The 20,668-nt window shown below is 59.2% G+C and carries 22 protein-coding genes and 1 pseudogene; 12 read left to right on the forward strand and 11 right to left on the reverse strand.

The genetic code is table 11. From position 1 onward, the window contains the following. Window positions 1-47 precede the first annotated feature (47 nt). Together DQ393_RS27055 and DQ393_RS27060 are read left to right on the forward strand one after the other, a co-directional pair. Window positions 48-1,298: a cytochrome P450 gene (locus DQ393_RS27055; protein WP_432422034.1), complete on the forward strand. Its 1,251-nt coding sequence runs from the start codon at window positions 48-50 to the stop codon at window positions 1,296-1,298. A gap of 29 nt (window positions 1,299-1,327) precedes the next feature. After that, entirely contained in the window at window positions 1,328-1,648 is a 321-nt protein-coding gene (locus DQ393_RS27060; protein WP_112345193.1) for a 2Fe-2S iron-sulfur cluster-binding protein, read from the forward strand. A 62-nt stretch (window positions 1,649-1,710) separates the two neighbouring features. On the opposite strand, the gene DQ393_RS27065 is transcribed toward DQ393_RS27060, so the two are convergent. The 4 genes from DQ393_RS27065 to DQ393_RS27080 form a co-directional block, all read right to left on the reverse strand. Next, complete coding sequence (locus tag DQ393_RS27065; RefSeq protein WP_112344766.1) at window positions 1,711-2,757, reverse strand: isopenicillin N synthase family dioxygenase; 1,047 nt, start codon at window positions 2,755-2,757, stop codon at window positions 1,711-1,713. Window positions 2,758-3,161: 404 nt separating this feature from the next. Continuing rightward, window positions 3,162-3,992: a DUF1236 domain-containing protein gene (locus tag DQ393_RS27070; protein WP_112344767.1), complete on the reverse strand. Its 831-nt coding sequence runs from the start codon at window positions 3,990-3,992 to the stop codon at window positions 3,162-3,164. 272 nt (window positions 3,993-4,264) lie between these two features. Further along, window positions 4,265-4,780, reverse strand: coding sequence for an adenylate kinase (locus tag DQ393_RS27075; protein WP_112344768.1), 516 nt, complete (start codon window positions 4,778-4,780; stop codon window positions 4,265-4,267). A 104-nt stretch (window positions 4,781-4,884) separates the two neighbouring features. Continuing rightward, window positions 4,885-5,388 carry an NUDIX hydrolase gene (locus DQ393_RS27080; protein WP_112344769.1) on the reverse strand — a complete coding sequence of 168 codons (504 nt, stop codon included), beginning with the start codon at window positions 5,386-5,388 and terminating at the stop codon, window positions 4,885-4,887. 131 nt (window positions 5,389-5,519) lie between these two features. On the opposite strand from DQ393_RS27080, the gene DQ393_RS27085 reads away from it, so the two are divergent. Further along, window positions 5,520-5,915: a VOC family protein gene (locus DQ393_RS27085; protein WP_112345194.1), complete on the forward strand. Its 396-nt coding sequence runs from the start codon at window positions 5,520-5,522 to the stop codon at window positions 5,913-5,915. A 55-nt stretch (window positions 5,916-5,970) separates the two neighbouring features. Here the strand turns inward: DQ393_RS27085 and DQ393_RS27090 are convergent, their stop codons facing one another. Beyond that, window positions 5,971-6,891 carry an ornithine cyclodeaminase family protein gene (locus DQ393_RS27090; RefSeq protein ID WP_112344770.1) on the reverse strand — a complete coding sequence of 307 codons (921 nt, stop codon included), beginning with the start codon at window positions 6,889-6,891 and terminating at the stop codon, window positions 5,971-5,973. On the opposite strand from DQ393_RS27090, the gene DQ393_RS33565 reads away from it, so the two are divergent. Then, complete coding sequence (locus DQ393_RS33565; RefSeq protein ID WP_162737010.1) at window positions 6,791-7,030, forward strand: hypothetical protein; 240 nt, start codon at window positions 6,791-6,793, stop codon at window positions 7,028-7,030. The genes DQ393_RS27090 and DQ393_RS33565 overlap by 101 nt on opposite strands. Window positions 7,031-7,063: 33 nt before the next feature. On the opposite strand, the gene DQ393_RS27095 is transcribed toward DQ393_RS33565, so the two are convergent. The 4 genes and pseudogenes from DQ393_RS27095 to DQ393_RS27110 form a co-directional block, all read right to left on the reverse strand. Continuing rightward, a complete protein-coding gene (locus DQ393_RS27095) occupies window positions 7,064-7,780 on the reverse strand; it encodes a hypothetical protein (protein WP_112344771.1) in 717 nt (238 codons plus the stop codon). Between the two features lie 25 nt (window positions 7,781-7,805). After that, window positions 7,806-8,771 (reverse strand): alpha/beta fold hydrolase, encoded by a 966-nt coding sequence (locus tag DQ393_RS27100; protein ID WP_112344772.1) that lies wholly within the window; start codon window positions 8,769-8,771, stop codon window positions 7,806-7,808. A 513-nt stretch (window positions 8,772-9,284) separates the two neighbouring features. Beyond that, window positions 9,285-9,611, reverse strand: coding sequence for a DUF2568 domain-containing protein (locus tag DQ393_RS27105; RefSeq protein WP_162737014.1), 327 nt, complete (start codon window positions 9,609-9,611; stop codon window positions 9,285-9,287). A gap of 378 nt (window positions 9,612-9,989) precedes the next feature. Further along, window positions 9,990-10,275 (reverse strand): annotated as a pseudogene (locus tag DQ393_RS27110) (helix-turn-helix transcriptional regulator); the annotation flags it as partial. A gap of 77 nt (window positions 10,276-10,352) precedes the next feature. On the opposite strand from DQ393_RS27110, the gene DQ393_RS27115 reads away from it, so the two are divergent. From DQ393_RS27115 to mnhG, 6 genes are read left to right on the forward strand one after another with little or no spacing between them, the layout of a single operon-like run. Then, the gene (locus DQ393_RS27115) at window positions 10,353-13,274 is read left to right on the forward strand and encodes a monovalent cation/H+ antiporter subunit A (protein ID WP_348628031.1); all 2,922 of its coding nucleotides are present in this window, start codon (window positions 10,353-10,355) and stop codon (window positions 13,272-13,274) included. After that, on the forward strand, window positions 13,274-13,612 hold the full coding sequence (locus tag DQ393_RS27120) for a Na+/H+ antiporter subunit C (protein WP_112344775.1): 339 nt from the start codon (window positions 13,274-13,276) through the stop codon (window positions 13,610-13,612). The genes DQ393_RS27115 and DQ393_RS27120 overlap by 1 nt, the downstream gene beginning before the upstream one ends. Continuing rightward, a complete protein-coding gene (locus tag DQ393_RS27125; RefSeq protein ID WP_112344776.1) occupies window positions 13,609-15,240 on the forward strand; it encodes a monovalent cation/H+ antiporter subunit D in 1,632 nt (543 codons plus the stop codon). The genes DQ393_RS27120 and DQ393_RS27125 overlap by 4 nt, the downstream gene beginning before the upstream one ends. Continuing rightward, complete coding sequence (locus DQ393_RS27130) at window positions 15,240-15,716, forward strand: Na+/H+ antiporter subunit E (RefSeq protein ID WP_112344777.1); 477 nt, start codon at window positions 15,240-15,242, stop codon at window positions 15,714-15,716. The genes DQ393_RS27125 and DQ393_RS27130 overlap by 1 nt, the downstream gene beginning before the upstream one ends. Continuing rightward, window positions 15,713-15,994, forward strand: a complete 282-nt coding sequence (locus DQ393_RS27135) for a K+/H+ antiporter subunit F (RefSeq protein ID WP_112344778.1) — start codon at window positions 15,713-15,715, stop codon at window positions 15,992-15,994. The genes DQ393_RS27130 and DQ393_RS27135 overlap by 4 nt, the downstream gene beginning before the upstream one ends. Beyond that, a complete protein-coding gene (mnhG, locus tag DQ393_RS27140) occupies window positions 15,991-16,374 on the forward strand; it encodes a monovalent cation/H(+) antiporter subunit G (protein ID WP_112344779.1) in 384 nt (127 codons plus the stop codon). Before DQ393_RS27135 ends, mnhG begins: the two co-directional genes overlap by 4 nt. Before the next feature lie 66 nt (window positions 16,375-16,440). On the opposite strand, the gene DQ393_RS27145 is transcribed toward mnhG, so the two are convergent. Both DQ393_RS27145 and DQ393_RS27150 read right to left on the reverse strand, forming a co-directional pair. Then, a complete protein-coding gene (locus DQ393_RS27145; RefSeq protein ID WP_348628028.1) occupies window positions 16,441-17,061 on the reverse strand; it encodes a GNAT family N-acetyltransferase in 621 nt (206 codons plus the stop codon). 170 nt (window positions 17,062-17,231) lie between these two features. Further along, window positions 17,232-17,780: a cupin domain-containing protein gene (locus tag DQ393_RS27150; protein WP_112344781.1), complete on the reverse strand. Its 549-nt coding sequence runs from the start codon at window positions 17,778-17,780 to the stop codon at window positions 17,232-17,234. A gap of 144 nt (window positions 17,781-17,924) precedes the next feature. Here DQ393_RS27150 and DQ393_RS27155 point away from each other — a divergent pair, with 144 nt between their 5' ends. Further along, entirely contained in the window at window positions 17,925-19,259 is a 1,335-nt protein-coding gene (locus DQ393_RS27155; protein WP_112345196.1) for an aspartate aminotransferase family protein, read from the forward strand. A 748-nt stretch (window positions 19,260-20,007) separates the two neighbouring features. Beyond that, window positions 20,008-20,586 (forward strand): hypothetical protein, encoded by a 579-nt coding sequence (locus tag DQ393_RS27165; protein WP_112344783.1) that lies wholly within the window; start codon window positions 20,008-20,010, stop codon window positions 20,584-20,586. Window positions 20,587-20,668 lie beyond the last annotated feature (82 nt).

Below are 20,668 nucleotides of genomic sequence, written 5' to 3' on the forward strand. Positions count from 1 at the left end.
ATGTCTTTTCGCCGTTCGACGCTGTAATCTGTGGCCGATGAACCAGAATGGACGAGGTCCTGATCATGTCGATGGCAAGCCCGGTGTTTGATCCGCTCTCGCAAGCGTTTACAGACGACCCTTACGCCGCCTATCGCGAGCTGCGCGCCAGCCCGGGCCCGGTCTATTACGAGCATTTCGACATATGGCTGTTGTCGCGCTATCAGGACGTCGCCGCTGCCGCCGGCGACAAGACGCTCGTGCGCTCGCTCGAGTTCTTTCTCTCCCCGGAGGAAATACAGGAACAGAAGGTTAGGCAGAACTGGCACGACATGCCGAACCATTCGCGCTTCGTACAATTCAGCCTTTTGGATTCCGATGGCGAGACACATGACCGATTGCGCCGCAAGGTATTTCGTGAATTCACGCCGGCCCTCGTCGCCCGCCAGCGCGGGATGATACAGGATTTCGTCGACCGGCTGCTCGATCGCCTTCTGCAAACCGGCACGATCGACTTTGTCGAGGATCTCGCCTCGCAGGTCCCGGGGCATATCATCGGTTCGGTTCTCGGCGTGCCGGAGGAATATGCCGGGCAGCTGCGCAAGTGGTCGGAAGAGGTGGTGCAATATTTCGACGTCGATCGCAGCGCGGAGCGCAAGGCGATCGCCGAACGAGCGACGACGGAGTTCTACGAACTGCTCAAGGAGCTCATCGCCGACCGCACGCGCAACCCGCGCGACGATCTTCTCTGTCGGCTGACAGAGGCGCATGTCGCCGGTGAACTGACCGAAGACGAGCTCGTCTCCACCTGCATGCTGATCCTGATGGCCGGCCACGGCTCGACGATCGACGTGCTTGGCAGCGGCATGCATGCGCTGCTGCAATATCCGGACGCTTTGACCAAGCTTCGGGAAACGCCTGATATCATATCGACCGCCATCCAGGAGATGTTCCGTTTCGAGTCGCCGCTACCGTTCTTTCATCGCTACCTGACGGAAGAAAAGACGATTGCCGGCGAGCGGCTGCCGAAGGGCACGAAGGTCGGCCTGCTCTATGGCGCGGCCAATCGCGACCCCGAGCAGTTCGAGGCGCCCGATCGGTTCAATGTCGAGCGTACTCCCAATCGCCATCTGGCATTCGGCGGCGGCGCGCATTTCTGTCTTGGCAATCACCTTGCACGGCTGGATATGGAGATCATCTTCTCGACGCTCCTGCAGCGGACACGTTCCATCGAACTGCTGGATGAACATCCCGCCTATAAGCGCGGGCTGTCGGTGCGCGGCCCGAAACGCCTGGACATCAGGCTTGTTGCCGCATGATCGGTTTTGCCGAAAGCATGGAGAATACAATGTGTGAAATCGTGTTCATCGATTCCGCCGGTCGCGAGACCCATGTGGTAGCCCAGGATGGCGAGACGGTGATGGCCGCTGCCGTCAGGAGCGGTATCGATGGCATCGTGGCGCAATGCGGCGGCGCACTGGCCTGCGGCACCTGTCATTGCTATGTCGAGCAGCCTTATCTCGATCTCCTGCCCCCGCCTTCCGAAGAAGAGGCGGCGATGATCGAGTTCGTCATGGAGCCGGCGCCGAACAGCCGCCTGAGCTGTCAGATCGTGGCACGCAGCGTCGTCGACGGCATGCGCGTCATTGTGCCGGATAACCAGCACTAGGGACTAGCCTTCAGACGAGATGTCCGACGCAGCGACCTCGCCCGAACTTTCACGATTCCGGCCTAGACCGACTGTTCCGATGCCAGGAGATCGGCATAGTGAGCACGGGCGACATCCGGGTGTGACCGCAACCGGCTCTTCAGCTGGTTTTGGCCGACCTCGCGGAAGATCGGGTTGAGCGGATCGACCGAGATGCCGCGTTCGGCGCGCTTCAATTCGTCAGGCAATTCGATGACGGGGATCGCGGCATCCGGCCGGGAGCCCAGGAAGAAAGCGACGGAGAAGCGTTCGACGCCCGCAGGCGGCGCGATGACATCATGCACGTCGGCGCGTACGAAACCATTGGTCGCCAATTCTAGCAACTCGCCGGTATTGATGACGAAGGTGCCGGGCACCGGCGGCGCATCGATCCATTGTCCGTCTTCCGTGCGCACACGCAGGCCGGGTGTCGTATCCTGCAGCAGCACGGTGACGAAGCCGCCGTCCTTATGGGCGCCGACGCCCTGATCCGTTTCGGCGACATCGCGGCCGGGATAGCGGATGATCTTCAGAAGCTGCGAGGGCTGCGGCTCATAGATGTCGGCAAAGACGTTTTCCGGCTGATCGAGAGCTGCAGCGATCGCCTTCAGCACATCGATGCCGATGCGCGTCACTTCTGCCTGATAGGCAAGCAGGAGTGGTTTGAGCTCCGGCAGTGCCTCGGGCCATTGGTTTGGTCCCTGCAGTCGCCGCCAGGCCGGGGTATTCGGGCCGATCTCGAAGGGTGTGCTTTCGGTGTTGATGTCGAGCTGTTCGCGCCAGTCCTGTTCGCCGCGGGTGCGCTCCTGTCCGGCCCGATTGTAGCCTCGGAAATGCGGCGATTTCACCATCTCGATCTTGAGCTTCTCTTCGAGCGGCAGCGCGAAGAAGCGCTTCGCGGTGGCAACGACGTTTTCGATCAGTTCCGGATCGACGCCATGGCCCGTCAGATAGAAGAAGCCGTGATCATGGAGCACCGTGCGAAGCTCCGCGACGAATGCCTGGCGTTCCGATGGCGATGCGTAGAAGCGCTGGAGATCGAGCGTCGGCAATGATGTTTCGACGGCTGATTGCGCGGTGTTAGGGGTCAACGATTGCTCCTCTTTCAAGGTGAACTTGTTGCTGTCGTTTCAGATGGCAACGTGTCATCCAGGCCGAAGCTAGAATTCATCGGGAGCGAAGGCAAAGAAGATAATCCTAGAGATCGCAGATCCGTTGGAATGGTTTTTGCAGCCACTGCGGCGCCCGGCTGAGGACTTATGTCGGGAGAATCCCTTTTAAAAGGCTGGCGGCGGCCCAGTTACGAATACTATCGAGCTAGAAGAAAGGATTGCTGTTGCGACAGTAGGAGGAGGCAATCCCGGATTTTGTCGGCAAGCCAACGTTTGCCGCCCCGCAGACAATGAGCTCAACTGCGGGCCAATCAGTCTAGCCCTAAGGTCATAGCCTCAAGATGCCAGTATCGCGACTTCGCGATACCGGCATCGAGTGGCGGCTAAGCATCGATGATGTAGACGATCTCGAAGGTGGAGGGATCTACGATCACAATTCGGCCGTCAGCCAGAACGAAGAAGCGGTAAGTCTTGTACTGAGGTACGATTTCGACGATTCGCGGCGGTAGCGGCTGCAGCTTGATCTTCCGGGGGATTCTCGTGCCGACCGATACCGTGAAATCGGTCTCGCGGACGGGCGTAACGTGAACTTCCTTGATGACCTGGCGGATCTGCGTCTGTTGTTCGACAGATACCTGCACTTGCGTGTTCGTCTGAGATTTGCCTGTCGTCGTAGTTTCGCTTCCGGTTGTACCCTGCTGGCTGTTGCTAGCCGGATTATCGGGAGATTTCATATTATTTCCCGAATTCCCTGCAGTTCCGCTTTTTGTATTGGCGCCATTCTGGCTCTCGCCGGACTGATTTGCATCGTTGGATTGGGGAGCGGTAGTGTTGTTCGTCGATCCGCTCTTAGTATCCTTTCCGCTTTTGGTGCCATTGTCTTGCTGCTTAGGAGTTCCAGATTGATCGGTTGATCCATTGTTCGTCGAGGTACCTTTTTGGGTGCCGTTCGACATCGAACCCTGATTATCCGGCGCGGACTGACCGGAGGGTTGATCGGCGGAACTGCCGGTTCCCGACTTTGAACCTGTTGTGGAGCCACCGGTAGTGGTTCCCGAGTTTGGCTGGGATTCCGTGGCGGGCTGTTTGCTGTCGTGCGTTTTCCCACTTTTGGGGACGATCGGGTTATCCTGTGCGTTTGCGGGCATGGTGCCTGCAAACGAAACGCTCATGGATAGAGCCGCTATCAGAGCGGCAAGTGCCTTGGTCTTCATGATTTCCTCATTTCCTGCTGGTGATCGATGGCGACGCCTTTCCGCCGCTATGGAACGAACACAGCTGCAGCTGCCGTGTTCCAGAGCTGCGGCTTCAGTCGGAATAGGGCGCGACTAAAGTCCAAACAGGAGTTCCTTGGCGCAATAGCGATTATTGATGGAGTGGGCGCGCTTGTTTGCTTTCCGCTAAGACGTTATGGCGGCGGCGCAAAGGGAAACGATCGAGGCTGCTTCTGCGAGAACTGCTTACACGGACGCCTCGATAGCTGAGCTTAGGTCAAATCTTCCGCCAGCGTATTCAACTCATCGACGTTATGGATCAGCGTGAGCCTTTTGCCGGCATCAAAGGCCTCAGTGCACAGGCGGCGGATGTCAGGCATCCAGTCCTGCTCGATTTCCCATATGGTTCGGAACAGATCCCGTGTTGGCGGCATCGCCGAAAGCCCGCCAGGTGCATGCTCGAGCTTGCCTGATTGCCAGGCGATCTGCCTCTCCGCAGCGAGCCAGAAATGCATCCAGAGTGGCATGTCGACGAGAATGATCTCGGTTGCGCGATCTATTCGCGCTTGGGTTGAGTTCCGGTGCCCCAGTCCATCGATAACCCAGCTCTCGCCGGCTATGATCCGCTCATGCTTTGCTGTATAAATTTCAAGTGGCGCCGGGACCCAGCCTTCTCGCCAAAGGAACGTGTCGATCTCGAAATGGGGAATTGCGTGTTTCTCGCCCAATCTACGGGCGAGGGTGGATTTTCCACCGCCAGCATTTCCGAGAATGGCGACGCGCAGCATTCGAATAGACCTGAAGATTTGAACCTATCGGAAGCCTGACAGAGATGTCTGCATGTTTATGCTGCCATTCCGCCGCCGTTGCAATCTTTGCCTATTGCTACCGGTCAAACAGCGTCCCGGCGCACGAAATGTCGGATGCCGGTCGGAGTAGTTTCGATCAGATCGCGCAAGGTCGGTGGCACCAGCTCGAATTGATCGAGACCGGCTCGTGTGGATGGTGCCCAGCGAAATTCAAGCTCGGCACTGCCGTCTTTCACCCGGTGCACGACGTCCGTTTCATGAAACGGAAGCGGTTGCGAGAGCTCTGCCTCGTAGTAAAAGCCGACTTCGTGAACGCGCCGGCCTGACAATTCGAAGAAGTTCTCGATGATGAAGCGCAAGGGGCCGACGGTGGCCGTACAGCCGATTTCCTCTTCGATTTCGCGGGCAAGCGTCTCGGCGCCCGCCTCGTGAAATTCCACCCGGCCGCCGGGTAAGGACCAGAACTTATCTGCGAGTGCGCGGTGAATGAGGATATGATCGTTCGAGCGGATCAAGGCGCCTGCGCGCAGTTGGAAGCGGGATTCCCCCGAATCCATGACGATCATGGTTCGCTGGGTTTCTGTCATGGATCGGCCTCCGGTTCCGGGTGGGATGGGATCAGTGGTCAGAATTATCGACATTTGCTCCGAAGTGTATTGAAATCGTTTGAAGATTGTTTCCTTCTCTATCGATCCTGTTCATCAAATCGGCCTGGACGATGCGTTTCGTAAATCCAATTCCTTTCGTCGGCGATATTGCTCGCTCGAAGACGTTCTACAGCGATCTGCTGGGCCTCAAGATCCTGAACGATTTCGGGAGTTTCGTGCTCTTTGAAAGCGGCTTTGCCATTCATGACGGAAAAGCGCTGGAGCAAACGGTCTGGAAGAAAGTCACGGAAACATCGGAGCCATATGGGCGCCGAAACATGCTTCTCTATTTCGAACACGACGATGTGGATGCGGCCTTTACCAAAATAGCCCTGCATGTCGATCTCATCCATCCGGTCGAGCAGCAGGAATGGGGACAGCGGGTATTCCGCTTTTATGATCCCGATGGTCATGCGGTGGAGATCGGTGAGCCGCAATCGGTCGAACAGGTCCCCGCGGCAGGCTGATAAGATCCTCGCGTTCGGGTAGGCCTTGGGACATGCCGTGCAGCGGCATGCATTCTCACAGCACGTCGAATATGGCTGACGCGACCGCTACCTCCGTTCCCGCCAGGCCAACCGAGCAAAAAAGTGTCGTATCGGAGGGCAGTGTTCGGCCTGGCACCTTGTTCGCAACGATGTCGGCAAGGTCCCGCATGCGGGTTTCGTGCGCCGATCCCGCAAGGAAAAAGGGCGAGGCGTAGGTTCGTGTCTGTTCGATGGAGTCCGTGACGATCACATGCGCGGCATCGGCTACGTCCAGTCCGAGCTCGTGTCCCCGCAATGTTTTCGGACCGACCGTATTGACGTGCGCTCCGGCCTTCAAATCCGCCGCGTGAAGCACAGGCACATTGCTGTCCGTTGCACAAAGTACGATATCGGCATCCGCCACGGTTTCGGCAATGCTGCCGGCGGGTTCTATCGCTATGTCCAATTCGCGTTGCATTTCCTCGGCGAAAGCCCTGCAGTTTTTCTCATCGCGGCTGAAGACGCGGACACTTTTTATGTTTCGAACGGCCGCAGCGGCAATCAATTGCATCCGGGCCTGAGCACTGCTGCCGATAACCCCAACGGTTTTGGCGTTTGGATCGCTGAGATGGCGTATGGCCACGCCCCCGATCGCTCCCGTTCTGATCTGGCCAAGCCGTTCGCCCAGGATGATCCCTTTAAGTTTTGCGTCATGCACGGACCAGACGGCAACGATCTGCGAATGTTCCGGTCCATTGAAGGTTTCATACACGCGGAAGCCGGCGAGCGGCTTTTCCCCGAGTATACCCCCGACCGTAAACACCAGGTCGCCACTGCCGGGAAATGAGACGTGATGCCGAGGAGGGCAAACGATATTGGCGGATGCTTTGGCGAGGAAGGCCGTTTCCAATGCGTCGAGAGCGATCGGCATGAGCGCGAAACTGTCCAAATCCTCATCTCTCAGTATTTTCAACATCACGAACCTCCGGCGTGACGACATGCTGCAACCTCAACGCAAGTTGAGGTCAAGCTCTATTTTCAGCTCGGCGCTGGTCCGGGCACATGTTGGCTGGGCAGGTATCGGCCTGGATGAATCGGTCGGTATTTCGCTTTAAAATCGCCTCTCCCATCGTAAGTGAAGGATACCGTCAATACACCATGTCGAATGATTGGCCCGCAGCAATATCTGCCAGTAGCCGCGTTACGGCGGGTGGACCGCCATGGGTCGCGATCCACCGGCTCACCCGACAGGCAGCTTTCGCATACAGATTGACCGACGCTGCGCTTTCAATCCACGCTCTCCTCGACGTCGGGAGCGTATCATCTGGTTCCACCAAGCAACGATCAGGCGACGATGCCGGCCTCAGGTAGCGGCCGTCATTCGAAACGAGTACCGCAATGCCCTCGTCGAACCATTGCGGCACATCACGTCGGAAGGTCTTGATCAGTCCGATCCGGGTATGAAGTTCGATATGTGACATCTCGTGTGATGCAATGGTGACGGTCGTTCCTTGGAGCGAGAGGAACAATGCGAAATCGAGAAGCGCCATACCCCGCGACCCTCCGCCGCCGATCTTGCGGTAGCAATTGTCGTCGCCGCAGACGAAGATTCTGGGATCACTATCGATTGTCCCGTAGAACTGGCGGAGCTGGTCGCGAGCCATGGCAATCGTCTTGAGCACGGCTGCCTGCTGCTGAGAAGCCATCCCATCCTCGACATAGACCTGACCCCGAGCCCTCTTGAAGCCCATGCAGTTCGGGCACACCACAGCAGCTATCGCCGGATATGCGGCCAAGAGGCCGGCGGCTGTCGTCGCAATCAGAAGGACTGCGAGTGTGGCTGCTTTGATCGATATAGATACCATGCTCCTTCCGGTCCCGTTCCGTCGTCTAAAGACTTCGAAGGAAGTCAATCATGGCTGTATTCACCTCCGGCGCGCGTTCCTGCTGGGTCCAGTGGCCGCAGCCCGGTAGCATGACCGCCGGCCGGAGCTTGGGAACCATTGCCGATTGCTTGGCAATGATCGGCTGAAACACCTCGACAATGATGTCGCGGTCGCCCGCGATATAGAGCGCTGGAACGGTTATCGTTGCTCGGCCAAAGGCGGCCATGAGTTCCCAGCTGCGATCGATGTTGCGCCACCAGTTCAAAGCGCCGCGGAATCCGCTTCGCGAGAATGCCTCGACATAGAGATCGATGTCGGACTCCGCGAGCCAGGAAGGCAGCGAAACCGGATTGGTGAAGAGATCCCCACTCCGCGGCACCATCCCGGCGGTAAACCCTCCAGCGCCCGCCGGCGGCGGGCTATCGCCCGAGAGGGAGTAGAACATGGATCGGAACGTGTGGCGCAGATCGCGCCCGAGCGCCGCCTCCGCCTCGGGGGTCTGGAAGTAGAGCTGGTAAAACACCGCATCCTTGGTCTGCGGCATGAGCGTCGTCGGCGGTCCTGCGTCGCCGAAGCCCCGTGAGCGGAACGGCGGGCTGAGCGCGATGACTGCGCGGAAGCGATCGGGGCGCAAAAGCGCCGTTTGCCATGCTATCGCAGCGCCGATGTCGTGGCCGGCGATCACGGCTTGTTTGGCATCTAAGGCATCGACAAGCCCCAGCATGTCACCGATGTCATGGAGAATCGTATATTTCTCCATCGCTTCCGGACGATCGCTCCACCCATAGCCGCGCAAGTCGGGCGCCACTGCATGGAACCCCGCCTCCGCCAGCGCGCCGAGCTGATGGCGCCAGGAATACCAGCATTCGGGAAAGCCGTGGCAGAGAATGACGAGTGGACCCTCACCCTGTTCGGCCACATGCAACCGGATACCGTTCGCTTTGACCATGCGATGCCTGATCTCGGGCATTGCCGAATCTACCCAGGATGTCGGTTCAGAGTCAGCTCCGCCGAGTTCAGCGGCGGCGGTTTTTAACGGCTCTCCGAAAGCGGCGCCTATGGTAAGCGCGCGCCCTGCCAAGAGGACTTCACGTCGGGAAAATATCGCATCTCGCATTGTGTCGCTCTCTTCCGATCGTCGCATCCGGAACCTCGGTGGCTTTGAAGGCACCGAAATGCGGACCTAATTCCAGATTGCACACCGAGTGTATGGCCGCTTGCTGCGGTCGACTATTGGCGATAACGTCGATGGGCTATGAAGCAGAACTTCACAGTGAAGCAGCGGCCTGTCGCCGAGCATGGAGTCACTGGGTGACGCGCGGAATTGCTTTTGGCGCGGCTATGAGACAATCACGGGCCGACGAAAGTTCTGTATCGTGATACGACGAACATTGGTTCAAGATCTCGGCACTCTACCGACATCGTTCAGCTTTCTCATAGGCGGCCGATGCGGGAGGTGAGCGAGAAACCCACGACTTCGGGCTTATGGAAGCAGCGCCAGAGCGAACCGATCGGCGGCGGCCACGACGATCAGCGCGATCGCCAGCACCGGCAAACTGACATAATGCAGGATCAAGGCCGCGCCGACAAAGAACCCGGCCTCAAGCACCAGCCGTCCGGCGGGTCCGATTTCGTATTTCCGCTTCGGGGAGAGGAATGTGCCCCAGCCGATAGCGCCCGCCGCGCAGAACACTATACCCAACAGTGCTTTTACCACCAATGGCACTGCCAGATGCGCTGCTAATGCGGCAAGTGACGCAAGGATGCAAAGTTCCAGGGCAAACCTTATGCCAAGCGCGATCGCTCTCATTCTTCCCCCCATGCCGGTCAAACGATTGTTTGTGGTCTGCCGGATGGCAGAGGGTATCGTCGCATGCTCGATCCCGCAGGTCACTTTATAGCGGCACCTAAGTCCGGGGCAACCGACTTCCCATTCGTTCTCTGCCCCAAGCTTCGGCAAACTCGATCAATGGGCGCAGGCTCACCCTTCCTTCGTGGCGCGATATTCGACACACGGCGGAGTCTCGGCATGGACGGTGTGGCTTACCAGTCCTCCTTCAGGCCCCTGTAATGGGCACTATCGCGCCGTCTTTGGGGCGGCTGCCTGGTTCCGCTCGCCGGCGGCCGAAAGGATCTCGCACCTTTCGGCATGTGTCGGCGCGGGTACAGCCGCCGCAAGGGCCCTGGGACAGATGCCGATCTCGTGTCCTTCAATCCGAAAGAAGGCGATGCCTCCCGTCTCCAGTGCCAATCGCAGCTGTGCTTCCGTCGCCCGATGCAGGCTGTGACGATTGCCTTCATAATCGCGGATTGTGCTGCGCGACACGCCAGAGCGGTCCGCAAGGTCCATCTGCGTCCAATCGAGAAAGCCTCGGGCCGCCCGGCAGAGCGCTGGTGTCAAAATCATCGCCATCTTAACCTTGACGCAGGGTTCAAAGCTGCCCATATTGGGCAATATCTATCATATAGGACATAATCCACCGGATTTCCAGGGGTTTTGCTGCCGTAGCAGTCTGAGTTATCCGGCCAAGCGAGGGAATGACGTTTTGGGATAACTGGCGAGCCTGTTTTCATTCTGGCACTTTTGGCCCTGCCGTTTATCGGAAGTCTCCTTTCCGTCTGCCTGTTGCGCACTCAGTCGCGGCGCGGTCCGGCTGCGGTCGCCGGAGCGGTCACATTTCTGGCGCTGCTGATTTCCGCGAGCTTCTTTCCCGCCGTCAAGGATGGCGGCGTGGTGCGATACAGCATCGCGTGGCTGCCGCAGCTGGGGCTGGATTTCAGTCTCAGACTGGATGGTTTCGCCTGGCTCTTCTCGGTCGTCATTACGGCGATCGGCTTTCTCGTCATCGTCTATGCTCGCTACTACATGTCGGAAGAGGATCCGGTTCCTCGCTTCTTCTCCTTCCTGCTCGCCTTCATGGGGGCGATGCTCGGCATCGTGCTGTCGGGCAATGTCATTCTGCTCTCGATATTCTGGGAGCTGACCAGCATCTTTTCCTTCCTGCTGATCAGCTATTGGCACAATAGCGCCGCCGCCCGTGATGGCGCCCGCATGGCATTGACCATCACCGGGATCGGTGGGTTCTGCCTGCTGATCGGCCTGATCCTGATCGGCCATATCGTCGGCAGCTATGATGTGGATAAGATTCTGGCCTCGGGTGATGCCATCCGCAATCACCCGCTTTATTTGCCGGCGCTGGTGCTGATCCTGCTGGGAGCGCTGACGAAGAGCGCGCAATTCCCGTTCCATTTCTGGCTTCCGAATGCCATGGCGGCGCCGACGCCGGTCTCTGCCTATCTGCATTCCGCTACGCTGGTAAAGGCCGGCGTCTTTCTGCTGGCGCGCTTCTGGCCTGTTCTGGCCGGTACGAATGAATGGTTCTATATCGTCGGCGCTGCCGGCATCATCACGCTGCTGCTGGGCGCGTATTTTGCGATGTTCCAGCAGGACCTCAAGGGACTGCTCGCCTATTCAACGATCAGCCATCTCGGCCTCATCACCACCTTGCTCAGTCTCGGCAGCCCGCTTGCCACGGTTGCCGCCATCTTCCACATGCTGAACCACGCGACCTTCAAGGCATCGTTGTTCATGGCGGCCGGTATCATCGATCACGAAACGGGTACGCGCGATATGCGCCGTCTGAGCGGCCTGTTCCGCTATCTGCCGTTTACAGGATCGCTCGCGATCGTCGCGAGTGCCGCGATGGCCGGCGTGCCGCTGCTCAACGGTTTTCTGTCGAAGGAAATGTTTTTCGCCGAAGCGATCGAAACTCATGCCGATTCCATGCTCGATCGCATGCTTCCCTATGTGGCGACGCTTGCAAGCGCCTTCAGTGTCGCCTATTCACTGCGCTTCATTCAGACCGTCTTCTTCGGTCCGGCGCCGGCCGACCTGCCGATCGCCAAGCCGCATGAGCCGCCGCGCTCAATGCGCTTGCCGATCGAGCTTCTGGTCGTCGTTTGCCTTGTCGTCGGCATCGTTCCGGCGCTTTCGGTCGCGCCCTTCCTGCACGCGGCCGTCGTCAGCGTTCTGAATGCCGATACGCCGCAATACAGCCTCTCGCTTTGGCACGGCTTCAATCTGCCGCTGGTCATGAGCATCCTCGCCTTGGTCGGCGGAACCGCTTTCTACTTCGCCTTCAAGGATTATCTGTCGCGATGCGACGACGGTCCGCCCCTTTTCCGTCGCCTGAAGGGGCAGCGCATTTTCGAGCGCGTGCTGGTGGAGGTTTCCTGGCACTGGGCGAGAACGGCCGAAAAGCGGATCGGCACGCGCAAGCTGCAGCCGCAGCTTCGCTGGGTCGTTGTGACCGGCTTTACGGCCGGCCTGCTGCCGCTCTATTTGTCGGGTTTCGAGGCGAAGCATTTTGCCTTTTCAGGCGCCGATCCGGTCTTTGCCTTCATTTGGGCGATCGGCATCTGCCTTGCAATCGGCACCGCCTTCTTTGCCAAATACCACCGTCTTGTCGCGCTCGTGATGCTGGGCGGCGTCGGGCTGATTGTCTGCATGACCTTCATCTGGCTTTCCGCGCCGGATCTCGCCATTACCCAGCTTCTTGTCGAGATCGTCACGACGGTTCTCATCCTGCTCGGCTTGCGCTGGCTGCCGAAGCGGACGGAAGGGATCGACGATACGGTCGACCTGCGCGCTCGTTTCCGCCGGTTCCGCGATCTTGCGCTGGCCGTCATCTGCGGCGTCGGCATGACGTTCGTCTCCTACGCCGTCATGACCATGCCGGTGCCCGACGCCATCGCGAATTATTTCCTCGAAAATGCCTATTCGAAGGGTGGCGGCCGCAATGTGGTCAATGTGATCCTGGTCGATTTCCGCGGCTTCGATACTTTGGGCGAGATCGCCGTCCTCGGTGTCGTCGCCTTGACGGTCTACGCGCTGCTGCGTCGTTTCCGCCCGGCGCCCGACAGCATGCAGATGCCGGAGCAGCAGCAGATCCAGAACCGTTTCGACGAGGAAAGGCCGGAGCGTTCGGCCGGCGATACGGTGCGCGATTACCTGCTTGTGCCCTCCGTGATCATGCAGTGGATGTTCCCCTTCGTCATCGCCCTGTCCGTTTATATTTTCATGCGCGGACATGATGCGCCGGGCGGCGGCTTCTCGGCTGGCCTGACGCTCTCGATCGCCTTCCTGCTGCAATATCTGGCCGGCGGTACGCGTTGGGCCGAGGATCGCATCCGCATCCTGCCGCTGCGATGGATGGGGGCGGGGCTTCTGGTCGCAACTGCCACGGGCATCGGCGCCTGGTTCTTCGGCTATCCCTTCCTTACATCGCATTTCCAGTACCTGGATGTGCCGTTGATCGGCAAGGTGCCGGCTGCGAGCGCGCTTCTCTTCGATCTCGGCGTCTTCCTGCTGGTCGTCGGCTCCACGGTTTTGATCCTGGTGGCCCTTGCGCACCAGTCACTGCGCATCAACCGCCTGCGCGTGCTAGATGCCGATAAGGCAAAGGGGGATTGATGGAACTCATCTTGTCCATTGCGATCGGTGTGATGACGGCCTGCGGCGTCTGGCTGATCCTGCGTCCGCGCACCTATCAAATCATCATCGGACTGTCGCTGCTGTCCTATGCGGTCAATCTCTTCATCTTCGGCGTCGGCGGTGTGAAGACGAATGTGCCGCCGCTGCTCGGCGATGGCATGGCGACGGGTGCTCTGGCGGACCCGGTGCCGCAGGCTCTGGTGCTGACGGCGATCGTCATCGGCTTTGCAACCACGGCGCTGTTCCTCGTCGTGCTGCTCGCCTCGCGCGGCCTGACCGGTACAGACCATGTCGATGGAAGGAGCGATCGGAAATGACAGGCTGGTCGCACCATCTCATCATCGCGCCGATCCTCGTTCCGCTTATCGCGGGAGCGCTGCTCGTATTCATCGACGAGCGCTCGCGGACACTGAAGGCGCTCATCAGCTTGGCCGCCACCGTCCTGCTGGTCGGCATTGCGCTTACGCTCTTCCTTGCAGAAGGCGGGTCGCCCGGCCAGGAACGCGCCTATCTGCTTGGAAACTGGAGCGTGCCCTTCGGCATCGTGCTCGTGCTCGATGGGCTGTCGGCGCTGATGCTGCTGCTGACATCCATCGTCGCCGTTGCGGCGCTGATATTCTCGCTGGCGCGCTGGCACGCGGTCGGTGCGCATTTTCACACCATGTTCCAGCTGCTGCTGATGGGCGTCAACGGCGCATTCCTGACCGGCGATCTCTTCAATCTCTTCGTCTTCTTCGAGATCATGCTGGCGGCATCCTACGGCCTGCTGCTGCACGGTTCCGGGCCGCTCCGCGTCAAGGCCGGCATGCACTATATTGCCGTCAATCTCGCGGCCGCGCTGCTCTTCCTCATCGGCGTCAGCCTGATCTATGGCACGGCGGGAACGCTGAACATGGCGGATCTCGCGGTGCGCATCCCGGAGATGTCCGCCGATCGCCGCATGCTGATGCAGGCCGGCGCCGGCGTGCTCGGCATCGCATTCCTGATCAAGGCCGGCATGTGGCCGCTCTGCTTCTGGCTGCCGACGGCCTATAGCGCGGCTTCGGCGCCGGTCGCCGGCATCTTCGCCATTCTCAGCAAGCTTGGCATCTACGTCATCCTGCGGCTGACCATGCTTCTGTTCAGCGCCGGCCCGTCCGCCGGCTTCGGCGCGACCGTGCTTCTCTACGGCGGCATGGCAACGTTGATCTTCGGAACCGTCGGCGTGCTGGCGTCTCAGGCGCTCGGCCGGCTCGCCGGTTTTTCCGTGCTCGTCTCGTCCGGCACGCTGCTGATGGTGATCGGCATCAATGATGGTTCCATTTCGTCCGGCGCGCTGATGTATCTTGTCAGTTCGACGCTGACGATCAGCGCCTTCTTCATGCTGATCGAGCTCGTGGAGCGCGGGCAGGATGCGGGCGCCAGCGTTCTTGCCGTCACGATGGAAGCTTATGGCGATGCCGAGGAAACGGAGCCGACGGAAGGCGAAGGCGTCACCATGCCAGGCACCATGGCGATGCTCGGCATCTGCTTCGCCGCCTGCGGTATCCTGCTTGCCGGTCTGCCGCCGCTTTCCGGTTTCGTCGCCAAGTTTGCCATGCTCTCCGCCATGATGGGAACCGGCGCGATCGGCATTCCGCCGAGCGCCGCCGTCTGGACCTTGATCCTGCTCGTCATCCTTTCAGGCATTGCCGCGCTAATCGCGATGACGCGTGCCGGCATACGCACATTCTGGAGCTCGCTCGAGGGAACGGTTCCACGCGTGCTTGTCATCGAGATATTCCCGGTCATGGGCCTGCTCGCATTGACGCTGGCCTTGACCATCTGGGCCGGCCCCGTCATGCAGTACATGGATGCGACCATCCGCACCCTTAGCGATCCCAATATCTATGTCGATGCTGTCCGTAATGCGGTGGTTGCGCCGGCAACTATCGCAGCTCAAGCAAGCAAAGCGGGGGGCCTGTAATGCTGCCTTATCCGCTGTTGGCGCTGAGCTTGATCCTGATGTGGCTGCTGCTGAACGGTTTCACGCTTGGTCAACTCATACTCGGCATCATCGTTGCCGTTTTCGCCTCCTGGGGCATGGCATCGCTCAGGCCCGAAAAGCCGCGCTTGCGCAAGTGGTATCTGCTGCCCAAGCTCTTTTTCCGGGTTGTCTTCGACGTCGCAAAATCGAACCTGCAAGTCGCCTGGATCATTTTGAAAGGTCGATCGCGCAAGACAAATCCGGGTTTCGTTGTCCTGGAACTTCGGGTGCGCGATCAGATCGCGCTTGCGCTGCTGGCGGTTATCCTCACGAGCACGCCGGGCTCGGCGTGGCTCGAATATGACTCCAATGACAATACCGTGCTGCTGCATGTTCTTGATCTCGAAAATGAAGCGCAATGGCGCGACATGGTCGCCAATCGATACGAAGCCTTGCTGATGGAGATATTCGCATGAGCGCCATGATCATCCAGATATCCGTCGCGGCTGCACAGCTGATGATCGTGGTGGCAATGGCGATTGCTTCCATTCGCATGTTTCGTGGACCGCGCGCGCAGGATCGCATCATCGCGCTCGATACGCTTTATGTGAACGCCATGCTGCTGCTTCTGACCTTCGGCATCGGCACGGGGCGTGTCGTCTATTTCGAAGCGGCACTCGTCATCGGCATGCTCGGCTTTGTCGCAACCGTTGCTCTAGCGAAATTCCTGATGCGCGGGGAGGTGATCGAATGAGTCCGCAGTTTGAAAACTTGCCCCTATGGGCTGCGATCCCTGTCGGTGGACTGCTTCTCATCGGCGCCTTCCTCACCCTGGTTGGTGCGATCGGCTTCCTGAGGCTTGGCACCTTCTACGAGCGCATTCATGCGCCGACATTGGGAACGAGCGGCGGCATTGGCGCAATCATGATCGCCTCGATGATCTTCTTTTCGATTTCGACATGGTCGCTGGTCATCCATGAGCTGCTGATCGGCATTTTCGTAACGGTGACGACGCCCGTCACCTTTATGCTGCTTGCGCGCGCGGCCTTGCATCGCGATCGTGCCGAGCAAAACAGCAATGCTCCGCCCAAGCAATCGCCTGCAGGAACGTCGTCCGAAGGACGCTCTTCGTAGTCATCTGACTCTTTTCGCCATGTATTGGGGCAAAGGTTGGCTTCGTTGCGCCTAGGACAATCAGCGTTAAGGTCCGAGAGGCAAGTCTCCCTTTTCAAGCATATAGCAGCATTGGATGATGGTTTCGCGGCGCGAGCGCGAGAAAAGCTCTCTGCTGCCGATCTGTGTGAAGCCGAGTTTGGTCAGCACGCGTCCCGATGCGGGATTGTCGGATGCATGACCGGATTCGAGCCCGGTCAGGCCGACTTCGTGGAAGACGAAACCGAACAGCGCTTGTGCGGCCTCGAAGGCGTAGGCCTTGCCCCAGGCGGCTTTCTCCAACCAGTAGCCCAGGCTGCCCTCGGCGCCGCTGATGCCATCGACATCGACGACACCGATCATTCTTCCCGCCTGCTCGATGGCGAAGCGGTAAGCCGTGCCATCGGCCCATTCCTGCTCGTGGCTGGAAAACCAGCTTTGGATATCTTGCCGGCCTGGCGGATAGGTGGCGTTGCTCAGCATGCGCGTCACATTCCAGTCGCTCTGAATTTCGCACGCGCGTTCGGCGTCACCCGCAGATGTGGGGCGAAGCAGGAGACGGGCAGTTTGAATGAATGAGCGGGGGATCGATCTTGCGGTCATCATACATGCCTTGCTGTCTGGGAGACTATCGATGCATCTATATCGCGCGATTCCATTTAGCTGCATATTCTTGAGTGACAGCCCATATATTGCCGCAATGCGTGCGCAAAAGCGCCGCCTCTTGCAGGCACGGCCTGCAGGACAGCGGGACCGGCCGTGAAAGCGTTCCGTTTACGAGGGGCGAACCCCCTTTTGCGGTCCGGTCCTATCTTCCAGGTGATTGTCAGCCGCTGCATCTAAAAACTCGGAGGAGTGCAGGCGCTGATGACCTCGCAGGGAACCGGGCCAACGCAGCGGAAGCGATGCGGCCGGCGGCTTTCGAAGTAATAGGCGTCGCCCGGGCCTAGAATACGTCGTTCATCATCAACGGTTACCTCCAGGCGGCCGGTGAGCACGATGCCGCCTTCCTCTCCTTCATGAACCAGCGGCACCTTGCCGGTATCGGCGCCCGGTTGATAGCGCTCCTTCAGGATCTGAAGGCTGCGCCCGAAGAGGTTTTCACCGACCTGGCGGTAGGAAATCGGGCCTTTGCCGATCTCCACCAATTCCTCGGCTGCATAAAAGGCCTTCTTCGGCGCTTCGGGTTCGAAGGCGAAGAATTCCGCAAGCCCGATCGGGATGCCGTCGAGAATGCGCTTCAGGGCCCCGACGGATGGATTGGCCGAATTGGATTCGATCAAAGAGATTGTCGAATTGGTCACGCCGGCGCGCTTGGCGAGCTCGCGCTGGGAGAGGTTGCGCGCCAGGCGCAGATGACGCAGGCGATTGCCGATATCGACAGACATCGTGGCTCCGGGGTTTCGGATGTTCGAAATATCGAAAACATTCCATGTCGATGAAACAAAATCAATAATTTAAAGGCGGATAGAAAAGGACTTGTTCGGAGCTGGAAAATCGCTGATGTCAAGGACAGCGCAATGGAGGCGAAAATGGACAAGATCACTCATCCCAATACCCCTGTTCTCGACAATTTCTGGATGCCGTTTACGGCAAACCGGCAGTTCAAGGCAGCGCCCCGGCTGCTCGCAGCCGCTGATGGCATGTATTACACCGATGTCGATGGCAACAAGGTGCTTGATGGGACGGCAGGCCTCTGGTGCGTCAACGCCGGCCACGGCCGCAGAAAGATCGCGCAGGCGGTCGAGCGCCAGCTTTCCACCATGGACTACGCGCCGACTTTCCAGATGGGCCATCCGATCGCCTTCGATTTCGCCGCGAAGCTCGCCGCGCACGCACCGGGCGGCCCTGAGGCCGGCCTTGATCGCGTGTTCTTCACCGGCTCGGGTTCTGAATCCGTCGACACTGCGCTCAAGATCGCCATCGCCTATCAGCGCGCGATTGGGCAGGGCACGCGCACGCGCATCATCGGTCGGGAAAAGGGTTATCACGGCGTGGGCTTCGGCGGCATCTCTGTCGGCGGCCTTGTCAATAACCGCCGTGTCTTCCCGCAGATCCCCGCCGATCACATGCGCCACACGCTGGACATCGAACGCAACGCCTTCAGCAAGGGTCTTCCGGCCCATGGTATCGAGCTTGCCGAGGATCTGGAGCGGCTGGTCGCGCTGCATGGCGCTGAAACAATCGCGGCCGTCATCGTCGAGCCGATGTCCGGCTCCGCCGGCGTCGTCTTGCCGCCGAAAGGCTATCTGGAGCGCCTACGCGCCATCGCCGACAAATATGGTATCCTGTTGATCTTTGATGAAGTGATCACCGGCTTCGGCCGCTTGGGCACGCCGTTTGCGACGGAATATTTCGGTGTCGTTCCCGATCTCGTCACGACTGCGAAAGGCATCACCAACGGCACGATTCCGATGGGTGCCGTCTTTGCCAGCCGCAAGATCTATGATGGCCTCATGACCGGTCCGGAAAACCAGATCGAGCTCTTCCACGGCTATACTTATTCGGGGCATCCGGTTGCCTGTGCCGCCGGTCTTGCGGCCATGGAAATCTACGAGGAGGAAGGTCTGCTGACGCGCGCGAGCGAGCTCGCGGGCGAATGGCAGAGTGCGCTGCATTCGCTGAAAGGCCTTCCGCATGTCGTCGATATCCGCAATCTCGGCCTCGTCGGCGCCATCGAACTTGCGCCGCGCGATGGTGCTCCCGGCACGCGCGCCTATGACGTCTTCGTCGATTGCTTCCAGAAGGGCCTGCTGATCCGTGTAACAGGCGATATCATCGCGCTCTCTCCGCCACTGATCATCGAACGCGAACAGATCGAGACGATCGTCTCCATGCTTGGTGACGCGCTGAAGCGGGTGGCCTGATAATTCACGATCCCTGGCCGGTACCATCTGCACCGGCCAGGGATCATCGGGCCGTTCGTGCAAGCGTCGGTGTGGCACGGGGATGCCGCATGACAGGTTACCGGCTGCCGGCGTCGTCAGCGCCACGGCCATCCTGTTCGAGGATGTGGGCACAAGGCTATGGAAACCTCGATCACCGCGGTGCAATAACGTTTGTTTTCGAACCCAGCGATCAAATGCCGAGGGCGATACAAAGAGGAATGGAAGCGGGTTGTATAAGGCGCCGGGCCGGGGAGGAATATGGGTGAGGAGCGAGCGTACCTATCCGCGCTTCCGGTGTCGTTTTGGCGAAGCGATATCAGTTTGCCGGACAACAAAGCAGTGATGAAAGCCGAAAGCCTGTATCACTTGCCCACAGATACTTGCGCCGATTTCCGGCAACGCCATAGAGTATTTCCAACGGGTATGCGATCGCAGTACCGGCTCGTTGAGCTTAAAATCATCGTCTCGAATGGCTGGATCATGCCGCTCCACAGATGATGCGGCTGCTCTCACGATGGGTAAAGCCACAAGGTTTGTGATTCCTGGTGTCCAAAGAGCGGCAAATAACGCAACCGCGGGGTCCAATTATCGATAATAATAACGGATGATGTTGCCATTATACATCTATCCTTTACATTTGTGCGGGCATCCATGTGGAGGAGCTCCGTCATCGCTTCACAAGCAACGGCGGCTTGGCAAGGAACGCTAACTAGAAGAGAGCAGACTAATGGCAAACTTTCTCGATAAATGGTCTTCGAAGAAGGCTGACAAGCCGAAGGCTGGCGCACGGAATGTTGTCGATACATTTCGTGCACGAGTAGCGGAACAGAAAGCATATCTGGAGGAGTATGAGCGCGATAGCTCCGGCTTCAAGAAGTGGCGCTCCACTTGGTTCCAGCGCGTGCCCGGCGGTTTCGGCGTGACGGTCGGTCGTGACTCCATCAATGCCGGTCACGGACTAAGCTATGTCGTCGTTGAATCGGTCAAGGACGTCTCCGAGTTCCTCGACGATCTTGCTTATCATGCGGAAAATGATGTCGGCTTTCAGCAGGCACTTGAAAAGAACCGCCAGCGCCGCGTTGCACTTCTGAATGCTGCAAAGACGGGCGACAAGGCAGTTGCTTCCAAGGGCAAGGCAAAGGCCAAGCCTGCAGCGGCTAAGCCGGCTGCCAAGCCAGCCACAAGCAAGTCCGCACCGAAGACCACTCGGGCAAAGGCTGCTCCCGCAGCTGCCGCGCCGGCCGTTGCGGAAACGGCAAAGCCGAAGCGCGCTCGCAAGGCAAAGGCCGCGAGCGCCGCTGAATAAGATGACGAAGCCCGCTTCGAGCGGGCTTTGATCCTGCAGCTATCGATTGGCTTTGAAGCTTCCTGTTCGATCCACGGTCAAA

This window comes from Martinezella tropici (assembly GCF_003287875.1).
Lineage (GTDB): Bacteria > Pseudomonadota > Alphaproteobacteria > Rhizobiales > Rhizobiaceae > Rhizobium > Rhizobium tropici_C.